Below are 17,029 nucleotides of genomic sequence, written 5' to 3'. Positions count from 1 at the left end.
TTAGTTCGACTAAATCTAAAACTTTTAAGATTCGTTCCGCTTCCTTTTTGTATCGATCAGGAAGTAAAGCTACAGAAACTTCTCTGGATGCTTTTGTTCGTAAATGCTTTTTGGTGATTTCAGTCAAACCGGCTTGAGTGAATAAACTGTGAAGTCGATTCTTACCTTGCGTCAGTTGCCTTGTCCAGTTCTCATGCTCTGTACACAATCGCCGATTATCTTCCTCTTCATCCGTGGGAATCGGAACAACCGGTAATTCTTCTATTGGATAACGTTGAATGAGCCTGGCTATTTTTAAACTGTCTTCTTTATCAGTCTTTTTCAAAGATTGATAGATCGTTGCTAAGTCTCCGGGATTCAAGACAATTACTTGAATCCCTTTGTTTAAAATTGATTTTGCAATTCTAAAAGATTGAGAGCCCGCTTCCAGACCTACAATATCATTTAAAGTCAGCCATTTTAATAAACTGCTAATACCGCTTTCCGTTGTACTGAATTGCCGACGTTCGAGCGAGTTCTCCGAATTAATTCGAACAACCTCTAAACTTTTCTTTCCGCAATCAATTCCTACATACTTGATTTCTTGACTGTTCATTTCTTTTCTCCTAAAATGACAGAGGGCGGAAGGTCTTAACAAAGCCGGGTGATATCACCAGCACTCCTATTCGCGGTCGACTTTGTTAAGCCGCCACACTTTGGTTTGCGGTGGCCGATTTAGATTCATCTATGGACCGGGGTCTAAGCCCCAAGAGAGCGATCAATCTGCCATCGGCCTTCTTGACTCCGTCGAATCAAGAATATCACACTTCGAGCTGTCTTACGTCCAAGAATCATACTAATCTATGGATCGCTCGACATGCCCAAACTTTCCCCACGAATTCACGTTAAATTCGAATGACTTGAAAATGTTTCGGAGAACCGGAGCCGTCCTTGTATAAACATTTCTGCAATTGTCTCATTTCTTTACAGATTCTTCTTTTAATTCCGGAGGCGAGCGCCCATTCGCCGAAGTGATAGGGGAATTTTAGTTTAGAATGATTTGTGAAAGTTATTTTCGTTCCCCGATCGGATGTTTGGAACGTATAAATGTCCCTTTGATCGATGAACGAACTTTGAGCTTCCATTATCATCCGAGAATTGGGAATCCATTCCTTTGCGAAATAATTCGTCTTGAGTTTGAAAGGCCCGAAAGAATAAAGGATTTCATAAACCGGAAGATGATTCCCGTTCCTGGTCGGAAAGACGTCGGAAATCCTATCTCCCCAATAAACTAAGTTTCTAAAATCCGCCACAAAACGAAAGGCATCGTCTAAAGAATATGAAACTAAAAAGGTTACAGTAGTTGTTATCATGGTTGAACCGTTATATCTATCTTCAAGAAGAATCTGCACATAACCAAAGAGGAGCGTTTACTTATGAATCTGAGAAAAGTGAAAACAATCAGACCGTCGCTCAGGACGATCGAAGGAGGAGGTTTTCCGGTCCGTAGGCCGTTTCCTGTTCAAGACTTAATTCAGTTGGATCCCTTTCTGTTATTAGACGAGATGGGACCTATAGAATACAAACCCGGAAAAGCGATCGGCGCTCCGGAACATCCGCACAGAGGATTTGAAACGGTCACTTATTTATTGACCGGAGAAATGGAACACCGGGATTCGTGGGGAAACTACGGAAAATTAAAACCCGGAGACGTTCAGTGGATGACCGCCGGTTCCGGTTTGGTTCATTCCGAATTGCCTTCCAACGAGTTTCAAAAGAACGGAGGTCGGATGCACGGTTTTCAATTGTGGGTCAATCTTCCTTCTTCTCAAAAAATGAGTCGTCCGAGATATCAGGACACTCCTTCGGAAAGAATTCCGGAAATTGAAACGTCCGATGGGAAAACAAAAATCAGGGTGATCGCCGGAGAAATCTTGGGAACGAAAGCCGTGATCGAAACTAAAATTCCGATTTTATATTATCATTTGTATCTCGTCCCGGGCGCCGATATCACGATTCCCGTTCCCGAGTCGTATAACGTGTTCGCTTATCCTTTTTCCGGAAACGGAGTTTTACACGCGGAAGAAGGAGCGACGACCGTGGAAGAAGGAGACATGGTTTGGTTCGAAAGGGGCGAAGGTGACGTTCGATTTTCTCTGCCGGAAAATTCTCCGAACGATTGGGAATTTCTTTTGATCGGAGGCCAACCGGTGGATGAACCCGTTGCGAGATACGGCCCGTTCGTGATGAACACCCAGGAGGAAATCCATCAGGCATTTCTCGATTTTCAGTCCGGAAAGATGGGTGCAATTCATTCGTAAAACATTCTATTTGAATATGAATACGACGATAGAAAGAGGGGGAGATTGCCGAGCGGATTTTCCATAATCGAGGATGATTTTTCTTCTTCCTTGGATTTTTAAACGGAAGTTTAAAAGGCGGGAGAGACTGGAGTTTGGGATTTTAGGTTGGAGGGGATCGTATGGGAAAACCCGTCACCAGTCGAAAGTTATCCTTGGAAAGAGCGGTAAAAGTGAACGTTTATCTTTGGAACGCCCGGTTTTTAAGAGATTTTAACCGATTCTCCCCTTGCAAAAGTTCAAGAAAGGAATATGATGAGTTTACGAATCTGAAAATTTGGAGGTGAGCTATGGATCGTTTGAACCGCTGGCTACAAGAACATCGGGATTGGTTGGTGGACTTCCTGCGAATTTATCTCGGAGGAGTTTTAATTTATAAAGGTCTGGAGTTCCTTTACGATACGGACGCATTGATTCGTTTGATGGAGATGAATAACGCTCCCATGGCGTCTACGTTACTCGCTCATTACATCGTAATCGCACATATCTGCGGAGGGATTTTACTTTTATCGGGACTATTGACTCGTTTTGCGGCTATCCTTCAGGTTCCCGTGCTGATCGGAGCGGTTTTGTTCATTCACGGTAAGGAAGGATTTATGGCTCCGGGGTCGAATCTTCCGTACGCCGCGATGATCTTGCTTTTGCTTTTTCATTTTTCTTTATACGGCTCGGGAAGACTTTCCGCGGATTATTATATCGAAACGCATAGGAGCGTTTAGATTTTAATCACCGATTTGAATTCGAGGCGGTAAGAACTTCCTGGATTGTCTTCTGAAAGTTTTCTTTGGAAGAAACGGTAAAGTCCGTAAAACTTTCGTCTTTCATCACGAGACGAACTTTCACGTTTGCGGCTCCTTGTAATGTTTTGAGAGCGGCTTCTTCGATATAAAAATACAATATTTCCGCATCCGCAGAATAGGTTCCGGTCATGTTGGTTCTGTAATAAGAGGCGCTCAGATTTTTCTTTCCGATTCTGAATAGAACTTTTGAAACGTTAGTCGGTTCTATATAAACCTGATTGTTTACCCAGAAATCCACGTTGTAAGCGACGTAGGATTTGTCCGCAGTCATGATCTTTGCTAAAACTAAAAAATGATTATTTCCTTTTTCGTCCTTTAAGGTAATGTCCGTTTTCGTAGTGTATCTTTCTTTGTCGTCTTCCTGAGTGTAGACGGCGGTTGTCGCCGTTATTAGAATAAGAGCGGCAATTTTAAAAAGTTTTGTTTTGAAGTTTTGATTCATTTTGAATTCTTCCTCGCGTTAAATATAGGTTGGATACTTGTATTACTTACGAACGTAAAGCGATTTTTTGAAAAATGATCTTATTACACGTGAATTCGGCGTAAAAAAGTTTGGGTATGTCGAGCGATCCATAGCGAGGCATCCGCCTAAGTTTTCTCGGTCGCAACATAATGCTCCAATCAACAAATTGATAGATTGCTCTAAAAACGAAATCCTTTCGTCATTCCAATTTGTTTATTCCCGGAACACGATCCACAACCGAGCGACCGTAGGAGCGGGTTTTAGTTTAGAGAGTGTTCTGCCGAGTTCAACTTCGATCGCTTTCGCATTGGCACTCACGTTAATTACGGGTGCAAAATCCTAAGCTCGTTTTTGTATGGAACGTAATGGGTTTCTATAAAAATCGGGCTAGGAATTTTCCGTTATGAGTTCCAAATCGGCGGAACGACCGAAGATTGCGGTCATCGGCGGAGGGGCCGCGGGATTTTTCGGAGCGATTCAAATCGCCTCCGAAGGAGATTGCGAGGTTACACTTTTGGAAAAAGGCAAACAATTTCTTTCCAAAGTGAAAGTATCCGGAGGAGGGAGATGCAACGTTACGCATCATTGCCTGGACCCCGAAACCTTGAGTAAAAACTATCCCAGAGGGGAAAAAGAACTCCGCTGGGCTTTTGAAACTTTCGGACCTAAGGACACGATTCGATGGTATGAAGAGCGGGGTGTTCTTTTAAAAACCGAGGCGGACGGAAGAATGTTTCCGGTTACGGATTCTTCGGAAACGATACTTCAAACCCTATTTCAAGAGGCGAAAAAGTCTGGCGTAAGGCTGAAAACGGAGACGGAGATTCAATCGGTAACTCCGACGTCTGATTTTAAGTTTCGGATCAAACTCAAAACGGAAGAAATATTAGAATATAATAAAATACTGTTTGCGACCGGCTCCGGAAGAAAGGCCTGGAATTGGCTCCAGGCGCTGGGGCATACGATATCGGACCCGGTCCCGTCTCTGTTTACTTTTAAAATCGTGGATCCTCGTCTTGAAAATCTATCGGGACTTGCCTTTGAAAAAACGGAATGTTCTCTCGTCGAGTTCGGTTATTCCCAACTCGGTCCGTTACTTATAACACACTGGGGAGTTAGCGGACCTGCGGTCTTAAAACTTTCCGCAAAAGGTGCGAGAGAATTATTCGAGAAAGAATACGATACGACCCTAAAAGTCAATTTTGTACCCGGAATGAAAAAGGACGAGGTTCGAAAAAAGATCGAAAAGGAAAAGGAACTTCATCCTTCCAAATCCGTCTGCAACGCGCCCGTTCTCGGAATCCCAAGAAGATATTGGGAAAGAATATTAGAAATTCATTCTATAGATGTTTCCAAAAAATGGTCCGGATTATCCTCTAAGGATTTACACGGAATCACAGAAGAACTTACGGACGCACGATTTAAAATTTCCGGAAAGGGAGAATTTAAGGACGAGTTCGTGACCTGCGGAGGGGTTAACCGCAAGGAAGTGAATTTCAAAACGATGGAAAGTAAGATCGTTCCGGGGATTTATTTTGCCGGAGAGGTTTTGGACGTGGACGGTGTTACGGGCGGATTCAATTTCCAGAACGCATGGACCACATCTTACATCGCGGCCCGAGGAATTCTCGACTCCGTTTAAAACGGCCACGGATCCGGATAGGAAGAATAACCTAAAAGATTTCCGTCCGGGTCCTTAAAGTATTTTGTATATTCGGTTTCTTGAATCCATTTCGGAAGATCTTTCAAATCCTCGGGTTTTAGACAAGAAGTCGAAAAAATCAAAGCCTTTGGACCTTTTACGTTCGTATCGATTTCCAACATAAAAATCGTATCTCCCGCCTGAAACCAGACCGAACGAAGGCTCCCGTCCGGATTTTGATTTTCCCTTATTTTTTTTAAACCGGGGAGGGATTCGTAAAATTTTTCAAGAGAGTTTACGTTTGGAGAACCGATCGCGATATGATGAATCATCGGGCGACCAAATCGTCGTAATTCGGATGTCTGTTCAAAAAAGTTATCGTATACGAACAACTCGGAATGATTTTTTTATTCAGGGAACGGGCCTTGTCCAAAGCGGTTCGAACGAGATCCGCAGCAAGGCCTTTGCCGCGGAGTTCGAGAGGGACGTACGTTGAAACTAAATTCCAGATATTATCGCCTTCTTCTCTGTAAAAAAGATAGGATTCATATTCGTCCATTTTAGCGTAAAATTTTGATTCTTTTTCAGAATGAAATACTTCCGGGTTCATTCATCAATTCTAAGGTTCGAAAGGAATTCATCAAGCCGAAAGAAAAACAAAGGATAAAAATCAAGAGGAAACGTTCGTTGCAGTTCTACGATACGCTTCTATGTCTTCGAAAAAATCGAATCGAAGAATTTTGACTTTCCATTTGTGAGAAATAAAAAATCCTAAGCCACTAAAAACTTCGAGAGGACTGTACCATGAGCTTGGATTCGGCTTCGAAAAAGAAAGAAATTATTTACGATTACGATTATATCGTAGTCGGCTCGGGATTCGGAGGAAGCGTTTCCGCGCTTCGACTTTCTCAAAAAGGATATAAGGTCGCCGTTTTAGAATCGGGCAAACGATGGAACAGTTCCGAATTTCCGAAAACCAATTGGAACCTACGTAAGTTTCTCTGGTTTCCGAAACTTTTTTGTTTTGGAATTCAGAGAATCAACTTTCTAAACGACGTAATGGTTTTGAGCGGCGCCGGTGTGGGCGGCGGAAGTCTTGTTTATGCGAATACTTTGTATGTTCCTCCCGAGCCGTTTTGGAAAAAGGCGATCGTTCAAAAGATGGGAGGAAAGAAAGGGATTCTTCCTTTTTACGAACTTGCAAAAAGAATGTTGGGAGTTGTGGAAAATCCTAAGACATGGGAATCGGATCGGTATATGCAGGAAACTGCAAAGACTTTCGGGATCGAAGATTCGTTCATGAAAACTCCGGTCGGAGTTCACTTCGGCAAAAGCGGGATCGATCCTTTTTTCGGAGGAGAGGGACCGGAGAGAAATTCTTGCAACGATTGCGGCGGTTGTATGGTCGGTTGTAGATACAACGCGAAGAATACGCTTGATAAGAATTATCTTTATTTTGCCGAGAAGGCGGGAGCCGTCGTTCTTCCCGAAACGAAAGTTTCCAAGTTGATTCCTTTGGGTGAGGACGGTTCGGAAGGTTATGAGATTCATACCGAGAGAACGACTTCTTTTTTCGGTCTTCCCAAAAGAATTTATAGGGTGAAGTCCGTCGTTCTTTCGGCGGGAGTTTTGGGAACGTTAGGCATTCTTTTAAAGATGAAAGAGGAAGGGATTCTTCCTAAACTTTCAGACCGGCTGGGGCAAGTCGTTCGAACCAACAGCGAATCGTTGATTGGAGTTACGCTCAAAGATAAAAAAGCGGATTTATCCCACGGGGTTGCGATCACTTCCAGCGTTTTTCCGGACGAACACACTCACATAGAGCCGGTTCGTTATTCGGACGGATCGGATGCGATGAACGGTTTGGCCGCGGGAGTTCTCGTGGACGGAGGGGGAAGTATTCCGAGACAACTTCGATTTTTAATCGAGGTTTTAAAACATCCGATTCACAGCGTCAGTTTGTTGAATCCGATCGGTTTTGCAAGAAGGACGATCATTCTTCTCGTAATGCAAACGGTGGACAATAGCATCGAAATCGTTCGTAAGAGAAGGTGGATTTGGCCGTTTAAAAGAACTCTTTCTTCCACTCAGGAAAACGGGGAAAAAATCCCCACTTATATACCGATCGCAAACGAGTTTGCAAGAAGGTTGGCGAAAATCTCGGGTGGGATCGCAAGAAGCAGCATCAACGAAGCTTTGTTGGACATTCCGGCGACCGCGCATATATTAGGGGGATGTAATATAGGAGAATCTTCGGAAGAAGGCGTGATCGATCTTCAAAACAGGGTTTACGGTTATCGTAATCTTAGGGTCTGCGACGGTTCCATGATTCCGGCCAATTTAGGCGTCAATCCGAGTCTTACGATCACGGCTCTTACGGAAAGGGCAATGTCCTTTGTTCCTCCGAAAGAGAAGGAAATATTCAGTTTTAATTTCGAAAAGAAGTGGGGCGTTATCGGTCTTTTCAGTAAGGTAAAAAATGCGGCGCTATAACGAGGTACGCGAAATATAAACCGACCCTAAAGTCAAAAAAAGATAATTAAAATATTCTAAAATTCAAATGTTTTCGGAAAGCCGTGGATTTGTTTTCCGCGGATTTCCGAAAGAAGTTCGTTCTTAGCCGAGTTTTTCCTCGATCAAAGAATCCACGGAAGCTTTTCCGCCGCCTTTGATAAAAAGAACTACCGAAATTGCGATGTAAAGAAGATGAAATTCATATCCTTCGCCTTGTTGATTCGCGAACCAATTCATAAAGAATCCGTATTGCGAATGAATTACGGCCGCGCCTAACATGATGATTCCGATTCCGAACGCGGATAATCTCGTAAGAAAACCGAAGATCAGTCCGAGCGCTCCGAGGGATTCTCCGATGATTATGAGAAATGCGATTGGTGAAGGAATTCCTAACCCGACGAAATAACCCATAGTTCCCGTAAAACCGAAACCGCCGAACCAGCCTAAAAGTTTCTGCGCTCCGTGCGGGAACATTACGATTCCTGCAACTACTCTGAGAATGAGGGATCCAAGATCCGAATCCGTTTTAAAAAATTTTTGAAGCATTTGTTTCCTCCTAAATGATTCCATAATGATCAGTCGACATTTTTGAATGATCCGAAATTAAGGTGCGGCTTTTGCAGACCAGGATTTTGCAAGAAACGTAAACTCGTAAAACCCTGATCCCTAAAATCTATCCACTGACCCCTAGAATGTGGGAACTCCCGCATTTTAGCGAACTCCACCCCATATTTTGATATTAAATCGTTTATATTCAAAGTATAAATTTGCAAAAAAAAGTTCATACCGCTTTCAATCCGACTTCCTTGCAGAAGTCACCTAAGTCCAAGAGTTGATTTTCCGACAAAGATCCGAACTTATGAATCAAAGTACCCAGGAGATCCGGAAACGCTTCCTTTACGAGTTTGCGTCCTTCGGAAGTCAGATGGATGATAATATAACGTCTGTCTTCTTCGCTCCGAACTCTTTGAACGAGTTTTCTTTTTTCGAGATTGTCTATGATTTGGGTGATATTTCCTTCGCAAGAAAACAATTTTTGCCCGATTTCCTTTTGGCACATCGAACCTAAATGGAGAAGGGTTTCCAAACAACCGAATTGACCCGTGGTCAATCCGTATTTCGCGAAAACCCTTTCTTCCAACTGACGAATAGAATCTGAACAACGGCTGAGTTTGATAAAAGCGTTTAGAACCGCAGTTTCTCGATTATTTCCTTTATAGTGCGTTCCCATAAAATACTTTAAACTTAAACTATTATTTTGGATCCACTTCTATGGTCAATGTTTTTTTGAATTCAAGATCGTTTGTGTGGGAGTTCCCACATTTTTAAAATATAGATCAAGATGCCATCTTGGCCGCCCTTTTTTTGATATGTTTGTTTCTAATTTCCTAACGCCGAACTTACGCGAGTCCGGTGGGCGAGGGATTCGGAGCTAGGAGTTCCTAGATTTTATGAATGAGTTTAAGTTTCACGTAAGTTCGGCGTAAAAAAATTTGGGCGAATCGCTCGCGAATTTCATAGCAAAAATGGCTCGCGACCGCGCTTTTCGCTCCAATTCCTTCGGAATTTCCACTACAATCGCTTTCGCATTTGTTATGCTGAACTCACCTTCTCTAACGAATTCACGTTAAGCAAAGGTGCAAAGTCCTAACCCCAATTAACTAAACACTCGCCACTTGAAACGTGGGAACTCCCACGAATATTCGATCGGTCGTGAAACGCGATCTGTGGATAAAGTTATGGATTGTTTGTGTGGGGAGTTCCCGCATTTTGGAACTGTGTCGGAGCGCCCATACAGCGGTTTTTTGGTTTATGACTTGAAGCAGAACCCGGAAGATTTTCAGGTCGAGGAAATTCTTCGTCCTAATTTTATCCAAAGAACCGGAAAATGGGCGGTTTTTCGACTTCAAAAATCCGGTTGGAATACGTTAGACGCGCTTTTGAGAATTTCGAAAGAATCCAAGGTTTCTCTCCCAGAGATCGGATATGCCGGAAAGAAGGACAGACACGCGACAACGACTCAGTACATAAGCTGCCAAAAACCTTTGAAGATTCCGAAAGAACTCATGAAGGTTTTGCAGCTGGAAAAAGTAGGCTTTAGCGAAAAATCCCTGAGTCCGGAAGTGAACGCTGGAAACCGATTTATCCTCGTACTTAGAAATTTGCTCGAAAAGGAAATCGAATCGATTCGGAACAATTTCGAAAAGATCTTCCAAAACGGTTTTATCAACTACTACGATTCGCAAAGGTTCAGCCGGTATCACCCGGAGTTCCGACTTCCCATTTTCCCTTATCTCAAAGGCGACGCTGAAACTTGTCTAAAACTGCTTTTGACCGACGCTTATCCGGGAGAAAAAAAACAGGCCCGAGACCGAAAGAAAAATCTTCAGACCGCTTGGGGAAATTGGCCTCAGTGTGAAAAATTGTCCGGGAGTAAATTGGAAAGTAGGATCTTTTCCAATTTAAAGCGGGAAAAGAATCCGACTCAAAAAACGTATTCCGATTTGATCCACCGGTTTCCTGAAGAAGAATTATTGATGTTGGTCTCATCGATGCAGTCCCTGATTTGGAATCAATTCGTATCCGAACTTTTGATTTCGGAGGAACTTTCCGGCGTTTGGATCAAAACTAAAACGGGCCCTTTGTTTTTTCCGGGGGAATCTTCCGTCGGGTCTTTTCCCTTTTCCCGAAACCTTACGGTTCCTGGAAGCCCGGGAATTCATAAATTAGAATATTCTAAAAATGAAATGAGGATTTTAGCCGAAGTCCTGGCCTATAACGGCTTGGGTGAAACCGTCTTCGATCACTCCCCGTTTGCAAGGATTAAAATGAATTCCTTTGAACGAAAAATAAAAGTAATTCCTGAAAATTTTCAGATGACGGATTTTGAAGAGGACAATTTACATCCGGGAAAAAAGAAGGTAAGAATATCCTTTCAGCTCCCTTCCGGGGTTTATGCGACTATGTTGATCAAACGCCTGATGCTTAGGGCGAACCTATAGGAGTTATATCGAAAATAATTTAAGCATACTCTAAAATAGGCGCCGTTAAGTTGTACTATGAGTTACTTTTAAAATAAATTCCAGTAATTATTATCACTTACCGCTTTGGAGATTTTACATAAATTCCGATTTAATAAATAAGGAATATATGAAAATTCTTATAGATACAAACATACTGATCCCGTTGGAGCCGGTCCACGCTGGCGTATCATAAACATTTCCGTTAAAAAGCGGCCCAAGCGCATTTTAATGAATTGAAAAAGTCGCGTAAGGAAAATTCATTCAAAAGCCGCATTCTATATCCGGACAAAACTTCGCAAAGAAATATTCAAAAATTAAAATATACTAAATTTTCAAAAACGGCATGGGGTTAATTTTTAGGTTTAGTTCGATATGAACGCTAAACCAAAACCCCGCGACCCAATTTCGGCTCACTGGGGAATTTTCGGTCCGAATTCGATCACCAACTGTTCTTCCGGAACGGTAAGGTCGATCTTATCCACTTTTTCGGGAATCCTTCCGGACAAAACGTCCTCGGTGAGATTTTTGATCTTTGTAAGAATTGCCTCGTCCGTGCAGTTCGAAATGGAGATGATATTCGGAAGGTCCCTTCCCCAAGAAAAACGAACCCCCGGACTATCCACGAAAAAGGATTCCGTAACGCCGTCTCCTTCCTTATCGATCATGGTAAAGACCGTGGCATCTCCCGTAACGACGATCGCCTTTCTGCCTTTTTTCACCTTATCGGCCTTAACCCGAGTATTGGTCATGTCTCGGTTCCAAAGATAATAGTATAATTTTCTAATTTGCGAATCGATGAGTTTGTCTCTCGCGGACTTATACAATTCGCCGTATTTTTTTCCGACTTCCTCCTCTCCTTTCATCTGCCCGTCCAGTTCGCGGGGAGTAGTGGAATGAAGATAAAAATCCGGAACTCCGTTGACGATGTTCGTATAAAACGCCTGATCTTTTCTATCTCCCGGATAGGGGTTTGTGGAAGCTCCCGGATTTTTTAGGAATTGAATCAAAATGTTTCTTCTTTCGTTTACTTTTTTTCTGAGTTCTTCCGCCCTAAAACGAATCGAACTCGTTTTTGGGGAATCCTTACCGTAAAAACGTTCGGCTCTTTCCAGCTCTGCGCTGACGGCTCTTTCGGAGGAATAACTTTTCAGAAGTTCCTCGTCGTATTTCAAAAGAAGATCCAGTTCTTTTGTTTTTTTCAAGGGTTCAACGGACGTCTGGATCGCCTCACTTGTGTTAGATGAAGAAGTTTGTGAAGACGTGTTTGAATTCGTTGAAGTTGCGTTTGCCGCGGGAGGATTCGTAGCAGAACCCGACGAATTACCGGGAACGTTTTCGTTTGAAGATTTGCTCGGGTTTACGGATCTTTCCGATTCCGGAAGTCTGTAATATTCCGATTCCAACTCCTTAAGTCTTGCATAGTTGGAAATTTTTACGAGATATTCCTTTTCCTTCTCCCTAATCCTGTTCGGATCGTCGTAACCGTCCTTTAGCAACGTTAGTTGTCCTTTGTAGATGATCATCAAAGTCGCTTCGGAAGAATCCCGGTTCGGATTGGTCTCCGATAAGGTTTTACCTTCCTTGTCCACAAGTTGAATGAAGTGAAACGCGAGACGATCCGTTCGGAAATCTGTGATGTTTTGAAGTTCGGGAGAGATTTGCAGATCGGAGGAAGACGACAAACTGCCGCTCAAGACGAGTAGAACGAGAAAACAAATCGAAACGGATTTATTTTTGCCGATCGGAAACAAACGATCCGTAAAATTGGATTTCATCTTGTTTCTAGTATCGGCCAAAAAACGATCGGAAAAAGAGGATCAGTTCCTTTTATGAGACAAATTGAGAGAATATTCCATTCCGGGAATGTCTTCCGATAAACCGTCCAGCCGATATTCCACGCTTTGAATGTCCTGAAAATTCTCGAAAACCGTCTTTTCCAAAGCGAGAAAAGTGGAATCCAAAAGGGCCATCTTCTTGCGCGCGATTTCCTTTTGTTTGTCTTCCTCTTTCATATTCTGTTGAACGTATGTATAATCGATTCTGAACTTCATTCCGGAAAGAATTTCCTGAAGTGTGGATTTCCTAAAATCCAAAATCATAACCCCTCCGTTTTTCCAAATCGTTTTTACGGCGTATTGAATTTCGGGAAGACGTTTTAGATTTTTATAATGTTCTCCCTTTCCGCTTTCGAAAGTTTTATCGAAATAGGAGGATTCGCTGATCTCTCCGATCAAGGTCATCGTTTTGTGCCGAAATTCTTCGTCTTCCAAAAGAACCCTTCTTCGAACCGGAAACACCCGACGTTCTCCGTCCGATCCGTAAATCGTGATCTCCGTCCTTGGATCTCGGTTTCCGACGTCGTAAAGAGAAAACGGAACGAGGGTTACGAAAGGACTATTCCCCGCGAGAATAAAAGAGGTAAAAAATAAAACGATTCCGATCCACGCGTAAGTGAGGAACAACGTTTTCCTAGAAACTCCGTCTTCGGTAGCGGTGCGAAACAGCCAAAGATATCCGAGATTGATTTTTTTTCCCGCGGTCTTGAGCGCTTCCCAAGCCGCGTCTTTGATCGCGATTGCGGGTTTTTTAATTTTTTGCCAATTCATATCCTCGAATTCCTTCTACGATGCTTTTCGCTATCTTAACTTGTAAACTTTTGCTTTGTAAAAGTTTGGATTCTTTTTCATGAGAAAGATAACCCATTTCCACGAGAACCGCAGGCATAAGACTTCCTCTGAGGACCGAAAAATCCGCCTTTTTCACTCCCCTGGACAAGATTTGAGGTTGGAGCTTTTTTTTCATCTCCGATTCCAAGGATCTCGCCAAGATTCTGCTTCTTCTTTGAATGAGAGAAGACATCATGCCGGCCTGAATTTTTTTAACGGCAGAAGCGCCTTTTACTTTGAGAATTTTATTTTCCAAAAGGGCGGTTTCGCGAGCCGATTCGGTGGACGGAGTTTGAGAAAGATAATAGATCTCGAAACCGTTCACGTCCTCGTTGATCGAGGAATTGCAGTGCAGACTGATGAACAACGCGCTTCCGCTTTTTCTCAGTTCCCGATTTGCGATTGTCGATCTGCGTTCCAATTCGACGAACGTATCCTCCGGTCTCGTTAGTATTACGTCGATCGAAGGATATACTTTTTCGAAAAATTTCTGAAGGACTTTTGCCACCTGTAAGGCGACCGATTTTTCGTTGGTTCCGTCGTTGGATGCGGTTCCGGGGTCCTTGCCGCCGTGTCCCGCGTCGATGAGAATCGTTTTGATTTCGAGAGTTTCGGCGCTCGGTAAAACCTCCAACTCCAACACGTTTTCCTTATATTCGTAACGGACGTCTTCGGACATGAGTTGTACGAAAAGCGCCTCTACGATTTCGGGAGGAACCAGAAAATCTTTTTCCTTGTATAAAACCGGAACGGAAATCTTTTCTATGGACTGATTAAAGGTGTAAAAGGACGAGCCGACTCTAAAGCGGACTTCTCCGGAAGGATGTTGGATCGATCCCACAAAGGTCGCGGAATTAAAAGAGGATTTAAGGGAAGGGAATTCTTTTTGGATGTCCTCAAAGCGCACATAACGTTTGGAGGACAAAGTGGGAATGGAAATTTTGGCTCCCAATTCCCCTACGTTTAGGAGGAATAGAATCAGCCCCCAAAGATAGATTTGATTTTTTGCCAAATCGAACCTTTCTTCTTTTTGGATTCATCTCTTCCGGTATCGTTGATATCGAACAGATTCCGTTTGCTCTTATCGTAATTCGAATTCTGCTGTTGTTGTCTATTCCGGTCGCGGTTCTGTTGATTTCTATTTTGATTTCGATCCCCTTGGCCGTCGGCGTGAGGCTGGCGTTGTTTGTCCTTGTTTCCCGGAAACTTACGTTGGTTTTTGTTTTCGGATTTGTTTTTTTTCGGTTCCGCGGACAAAACGGAATCGGCTTTTTGTAAAAAGAATTCCGCCTCTTGAATGGCGGCGGCCGGTTTTTTCTTTTGGCCGTCTCTTGGATGCGCGTCTCGACGTTGCGGATCTCTCGCAGGAGAATGCGAATGCGAATGCGTATGGCTTGCGTGACGTTTGTCTCCTCTGCGATCCCGATCGTGTTTGTGAGGCGCGCGATCGCCTCTCTCGTGAGGACGTCTTCCATTTTGTTTGAAATGAGTTTCCTTTTCCCGATCGTAGGAATCGCCGCCGACAAAGGCCTGAAATTCACCTGCAGGAAATTGAATGTATTCTTCTTCCACTTCCAGAACGTCTATCTTCTGTTTCAGATACTTTTCGATCTTTTCGAGTTCCACGTAATCGGACTCGGAGCAAAAACCGATCGCCTTTCCTTTTCTTCCCGCTCTTGCGGTACGACCGATTCTATGAACGTAATTTTCCGTATCTTGAGGAAGATCATAGTTGTAGACGATGTCAATGTTCTCCACGTCGATTCCTCGGGAGGCGACGTCGGTCGCTACCATGTAACGATATTTTCCGGATTTAAAATCCCGGAGAAGTCTCAGTCTTTTTTTCTGATCCAACTCGGAGGAAATTCCGGTTACGGGAATCGAATACTTCCGCAAGGTGTGTACGATTTTCGGAATATTCGCTTTATAATTCGTGAATATGATTCCCTGACCTTCGTCTTTGGAATTCACGATGAGGTTGGTCATATAGGGAATTTTTTCCTCTCTTCCCAAGTGAACGATCTTTTGATCGATCCTTTCCGTGATGATCTTTTCGGGATTGATCTGGATCTCGACGGGCTCGTTTAAAAAACGATACGCGAGTCTCATCACTTCCACCGATAAAGTCGCCGAGAACAACAAAGTCTGCTTTCGATTTTTGCATTTATGAAGAAGCCAACGAATGTCCTGGATAAACCCCATGTCGAGCATTCGATCCGCTTCGTCCAAAACGAAAAATTCCACGTTAGATATATCGATGGAGCCGGACTTGATCATGTCGATGAGTCTTCCCGGAGTTGCGACGATGATTCCGTTGAGTCCCTCCAGATCTTTGTTTTGGGATTTGTAATCCGTTCCTCCGATGATTGGAACCGCGCGGATTCCGTCGGAATGTTTCAGAAGTTTTTTGGCTTCGTCCGAGATCTGCATCGTAAGTTCTCTTGTCGGCGCGAGAATCAGTGCGGAAACTCCCTGAATATTTTTGGTAAGAATCGTATGAACGACCGGGATTAAAAATGCGACCGTTTTTCCCGTTCCGGTTTGTGCGAGTCCTGTGATATCCTTGCCTTCCAATCCGTGCGGAATCGATTTTTCCTGAATGGGAGTGAGTTCGGTATAACCGATTTCTTGAATGGCGGAAAGTAATTTTGGATGGATGGAAAGTTCTTCGAATTTCATGTGTGCCGCTTCTGTGCGATTAAGTGGAATGTATCACCGTAACAGGTGAGGTCTGAGAGACGTGCAAAAAGGCGGTGACTCAGGATTTTTCCTCTCCAACCCCGATCTCGGGACGGGTGGTAGGACATCGGTTTCTTATACTCGGTCGTAAAACCGTATCCTTTCAACATTTTTTTCAGGGAGCCTGGGCTGTAATCCCAAAAATGATCCGACGGATGTGTGCTAAACCATTCTTCCGGATTGGTTTGAAACGTCGGACCGTAAAGTGAAGGCAAGCCTAAGAAGAGAAATCCCCCGGGTTTGACAAGATCGGTTAACTTTTCAAAGACGAAGTCGGCATCGGGAAAGTGTTCCACCACGAAGAAGGCCGCAACCACGTCATAGGAATGTCCTTTTAAAACATTCTCTCCTAAAAAAGAATCACAGTGAACGTCGAGTCCCAAAGTTGTTCTGGAATACTCCACTTCCGCGGGAGAAATCTCCAGACCGGTCGTTCGATAGCCGATTTTGCGGGCTTCGTCCAAAAAGAATCCCGCGGCCGAACCCAGTTCAAACAGAGAGGAGCCTTGGCGATTGTGAAGTTTACCTAAAATCCCGAGTCTTTTTTTTGCAAGAGCGCGAAGAGAAGTTTCATCCTCATAGTAGGTCTTTTGGTACTGATTTTTATACTCTTCTAAGAAATAAGAATCCTTGTATTCCCGAGTTTTGGCCGGTTTGTAAAAACAAACCCCGGTTCTTTTACAGATCCGATATTGTTCGGGATATTGCGGATGAGGAATGAGCTCGAGTTTCGGATACATTCTCTGGATCTAGAGAAACCGGAGGGGAAAGAAAGAAAATTCCTTTTTTCGAAACTGCTTGAAAAATCGAGGAATACAAACTTTTTGGAAGGATCTTTCATTC

General features: G+C 43.4%; 18 protein-coding genes. 6 read left to right on the top strand and 12 right to left on the bottom strand.

Annotated features, from left to right (window positions below):
* Together LEP1GSC194_RS02235 and LEP1GSC194_RS02230 are read right to left on the bottom strand one after the other, a co-directional pair.
* Positions 1 to 595, bottom strand: a 595-nt coding sequence (locus LEP1GSC194_RS02235) for an IS110 family transposase (RefSeq protein ID WP_036040806.1), incomplete at its 3' end; no start/stop codon positions are given.
* A 289-nt stretch (positions 596 to 884) separates the two neighbouring features.
* Entirely contained in the window at positions 885 to 1,352 is a 468-nt protein-coding gene (locus tag LEP1GSC194_RS02230; RefSeq protein WP_036040804.1) for an LIC13081 family protein, read from the bottom strand.
* Positions 1,353 to 1,415: 63 nt separating this feature from the next.
* Between LEP1GSC194_RS02230 and LEP1GSC194_RS02225 the strand changes: the two genes are divergently transcribed.
* From LEP1GSC194_RS02225 to LEP1GSC194_RS02220, 3 genes are all read left to right on the top strand, one after another.
* A complete protein-coding gene (locus LEP1GSC194_RS02225; protein ID WP_020772075.1) occupies positions 1,416 to 2,300 on the top strand; it encodes a pirin family protein in 885 nt (294 codons plus the stop codon).
* A 161-nt stretch (positions 2,301 to 2,461) separates the two neighbouring features.
* Entirely contained in the window at positions 2,462 to 2,626 is a 165-nt protein-coding gene (locus LEP1GSC194_RS22115) for a hypothetical protein (RefSeq protein WP_020772062.1), read from the top strand.
* A gap of 12 nt (positions 2,627 to 2,638) precedes the next feature.
* Entirely contained in the window at positions 2,639 to 3,058 is a 420-nt protein-coding gene (locus LEP1GSC194_RS02220; RefSeq protein ID WP_173644582.1) for a DoxX family protein, read from the top strand.
* A gap of 7 nt (positions 3,059 to 3,065) precedes the next feature.
* On the opposite strand, the gene LEP1GSC194_RS02215 is transcribed toward LEP1GSC194_RS02220, so the two are convergent.
* Positions 3,066 to 3,581 (bottom strand): hypothetical protein, encoded by a 516-nt coding sequence (locus tag LEP1GSC194_RS02215; protein ID WP_020772057.1) that lies wholly within the window; start codon positions 3,579 to 3,581, stop codon positions 3,066 to 3,068.
* Positions 3,582 to 4,005: 424 nt separating this feature from the next.
* Here LEP1GSC194_RS02215 and LEP1GSC194_RS02210 point away from each other — a divergent pair, with 424 nt between their 5' ends.
* Positions 4,006 to 5,244, top strand: a complete 1,239-nt coding sequence (locus LEP1GSC194_RS02210) for a BaiN/RdsA family NAD(P)/FAD-dependent oxidoreductase (RefSeq protein ID WP_020772083.1) — start codon at positions 4,006 to 4,008, stop codon at positions 5,242 to 5,244.
* Here the strand turns inward: LEP1GSC194_RS02210 and LEP1GSC194_RS02205 are convergent.
* A complete protein-coding gene (locus LEP1GSC194_RS02205) occupies positions 5,241 to 5,576 on the bottom strand; it encodes a VOC family protein (protein WP_020772061.1) in 336 nt (111 codons plus the stop codon). The genes LEP1GSC194_RS02210 and LEP1GSC194_RS02205 overlap by 4 nt on opposite strands.
* Entirely contained in the window at positions 5,573 to 5,854 is a 282-nt protein-coding gene (locus LEP1GSC194_RS02200) for a GNAT family N-acetyltransferase (RefSeq protein ID WP_020772063.1), read from the bottom strand. Before LEP1GSC194_RS02200 ends, LEP1GSC194_RS02205 begins: the two co-directional genes overlap by 4 nt.
* A gap of 194 nt (positions 5,855 to 6,048) precedes the next feature.
* Here LEP1GSC194_RS02200 and LEP1GSC194_RS02195 point away from each other — a divergent pair, with 194 nt between their 5' ends.
* Positions 6,049 to 7,737 carry a GMC oxidoreductase gene (locus tag LEP1GSC194_RS02195; protein WP_020772071.1) on the top strand — a complete coding sequence of 563 codons (1,689 nt, stop codon included), beginning with the start codon at positions 6,049 to 6,051 and terminating at the stop codon, positions 7,735 to 7,737.
* 123 nt (positions 7,738 to 7,860) lie between these two features.
* Here LEP1GSC194_RS02195 and LEP1GSC194_RS02190 read toward each other — a convergent pair whose 3' ends face one another.
* Both LEP1GSC194_RS02190 and LEP1GSC194_RS02180 read right to left on the bottom strand, forming a co-directional pair.
* Positions 7,861 to 8,304, bottom strand: a complete 444-nt coding sequence (locus tag LEP1GSC194_RS02190; protein ID WP_020772095.1) for a DoxX family protein — start codon at positions 8,302 to 8,304, stop codon at positions 7,861 to 7,863.
* 235 nt (positions 8,305 to 8,539) lie between these two features.
* Positions 8,540 to 8,989: a MarR family winged helix-turn-helix transcriptional regulator gene (locus LEP1GSC194_RS02180; protein ID WP_020772092.1), complete on the bottom strand. Its 450-nt coding sequence runs from the start codon at positions 8,987 to 8,989 to the stop codon at positions 8,540 to 8,542.
* Between the two features lie 508 nt (positions 8,990 to 9,497).
* On the opposite strand from LEP1GSC194_RS02180, the gene truD reads away from it, so the two are divergent.
* Positions 9,498 to 10,760, top strand: a complete 1,263-nt coding sequence (gene truD / locus LEP1GSC194_RS02175; protein ID WP_020772073.1) for a tRNA pseudouridine(13) synthase TruD — start codon at positions 9,498 to 9,500, stop codon at positions 10,758 to 10,760.
* Positions 10,761 to 11,191: 431 nt separating this feature from the next.
* Here truD and LEP1GSC194_RS02170 read toward each other — a convergent pair whose 3' ends face one another.
* The 5 genes from LEP1GSC194_RS02170 to LEP1GSC194_RS02150 are packed head-to-tail and all read right to left on the bottom strand — an operon-like array spanning position 11,192 to position 16,926.
* The gene (locus LEP1GSC194_RS02170; RefSeq protein ID WP_020772097.1) at positions 11,192 to 12,556 is read right to left on the bottom strand and encodes a hypothetical protein; all 1,365 of its coding nucleotides are present in this window, start codon (positions 12,554 to 12,556) and stop codon (positions 11,192 to 11,194) included.
* 42 nt (positions 12,557 to 12,598) lie between these two features.
* Positions 12,599 to 13,387, bottom strand: coding sequence for an LIC_10740 family protein (locus LEP1GSC194_RS02165; RefSeq protein ID WP_020772100.1), 789 nt, complete (start codon positions 13,385 to 13,387; stop codon positions 12,599 to 12,601).
* Positions 13,368 to 14,459 (bottom strand): N-acetylmuramoyl-L-alanine amidase family protein, encoded by a 1,092-nt coding sequence (locus LEP1GSC194_RS02160; protein ID WP_020772067.1) that lies wholly within the window; start codon positions 14,457 to 14,459, stop codon positions 13,368 to 13,370. The genes LEP1GSC194_RS02165 and LEP1GSC194_RS02160 overlap by 20 nt, the downstream gene beginning before the upstream one ends.
* Positions 14,426 to 16,126: a DEAD/DEAH box helicase gene (locus LEP1GSC194_RS02155; RefSeq protein ID WP_020772065.1), complete on the bottom strand. Its 1,701-nt coding sequence runs from the start codon at positions 16,124 to 16,126 to the stop codon at positions 14,426 to 14,428. The genes LEP1GSC194_RS02160 and LEP1GSC194_RS02155 overlap by 34 nt, the downstream gene beginning before the upstream one ends.
* Positions 16,123 to 16,926 (bottom strand): class I SAM-dependent methyltransferase, encoded by an 804-nt coding sequence (locus LEP1GSC194_RS02150; RefSeq protein WP_020772074.1) that lies wholly within the window; start codon positions 16,924 to 16,926, stop codon positions 16,123 to 16,125. The genes LEP1GSC194_RS02155 and LEP1GSC194_RS02150 overlap by 4 nt, the downstream gene beginning before the upstream one ends.
* Positions 16,927 to 17,029: the final 103 nt, after the last annotated feature.

The sequence above is a fragment of the Leptospira alstonii serovar Sichuan str. 79601 genome (genome assembly GCF_000347175.1).
Classification (GTDB): Bacteria; Spirochaetota; Leptospiria; order Leptospirales; family Leptospiraceae; genus Leptospira; species Leptospira alstonii.
This window is presented reverse-complemented; position numbering and strand designations above follow the sequence as displayed.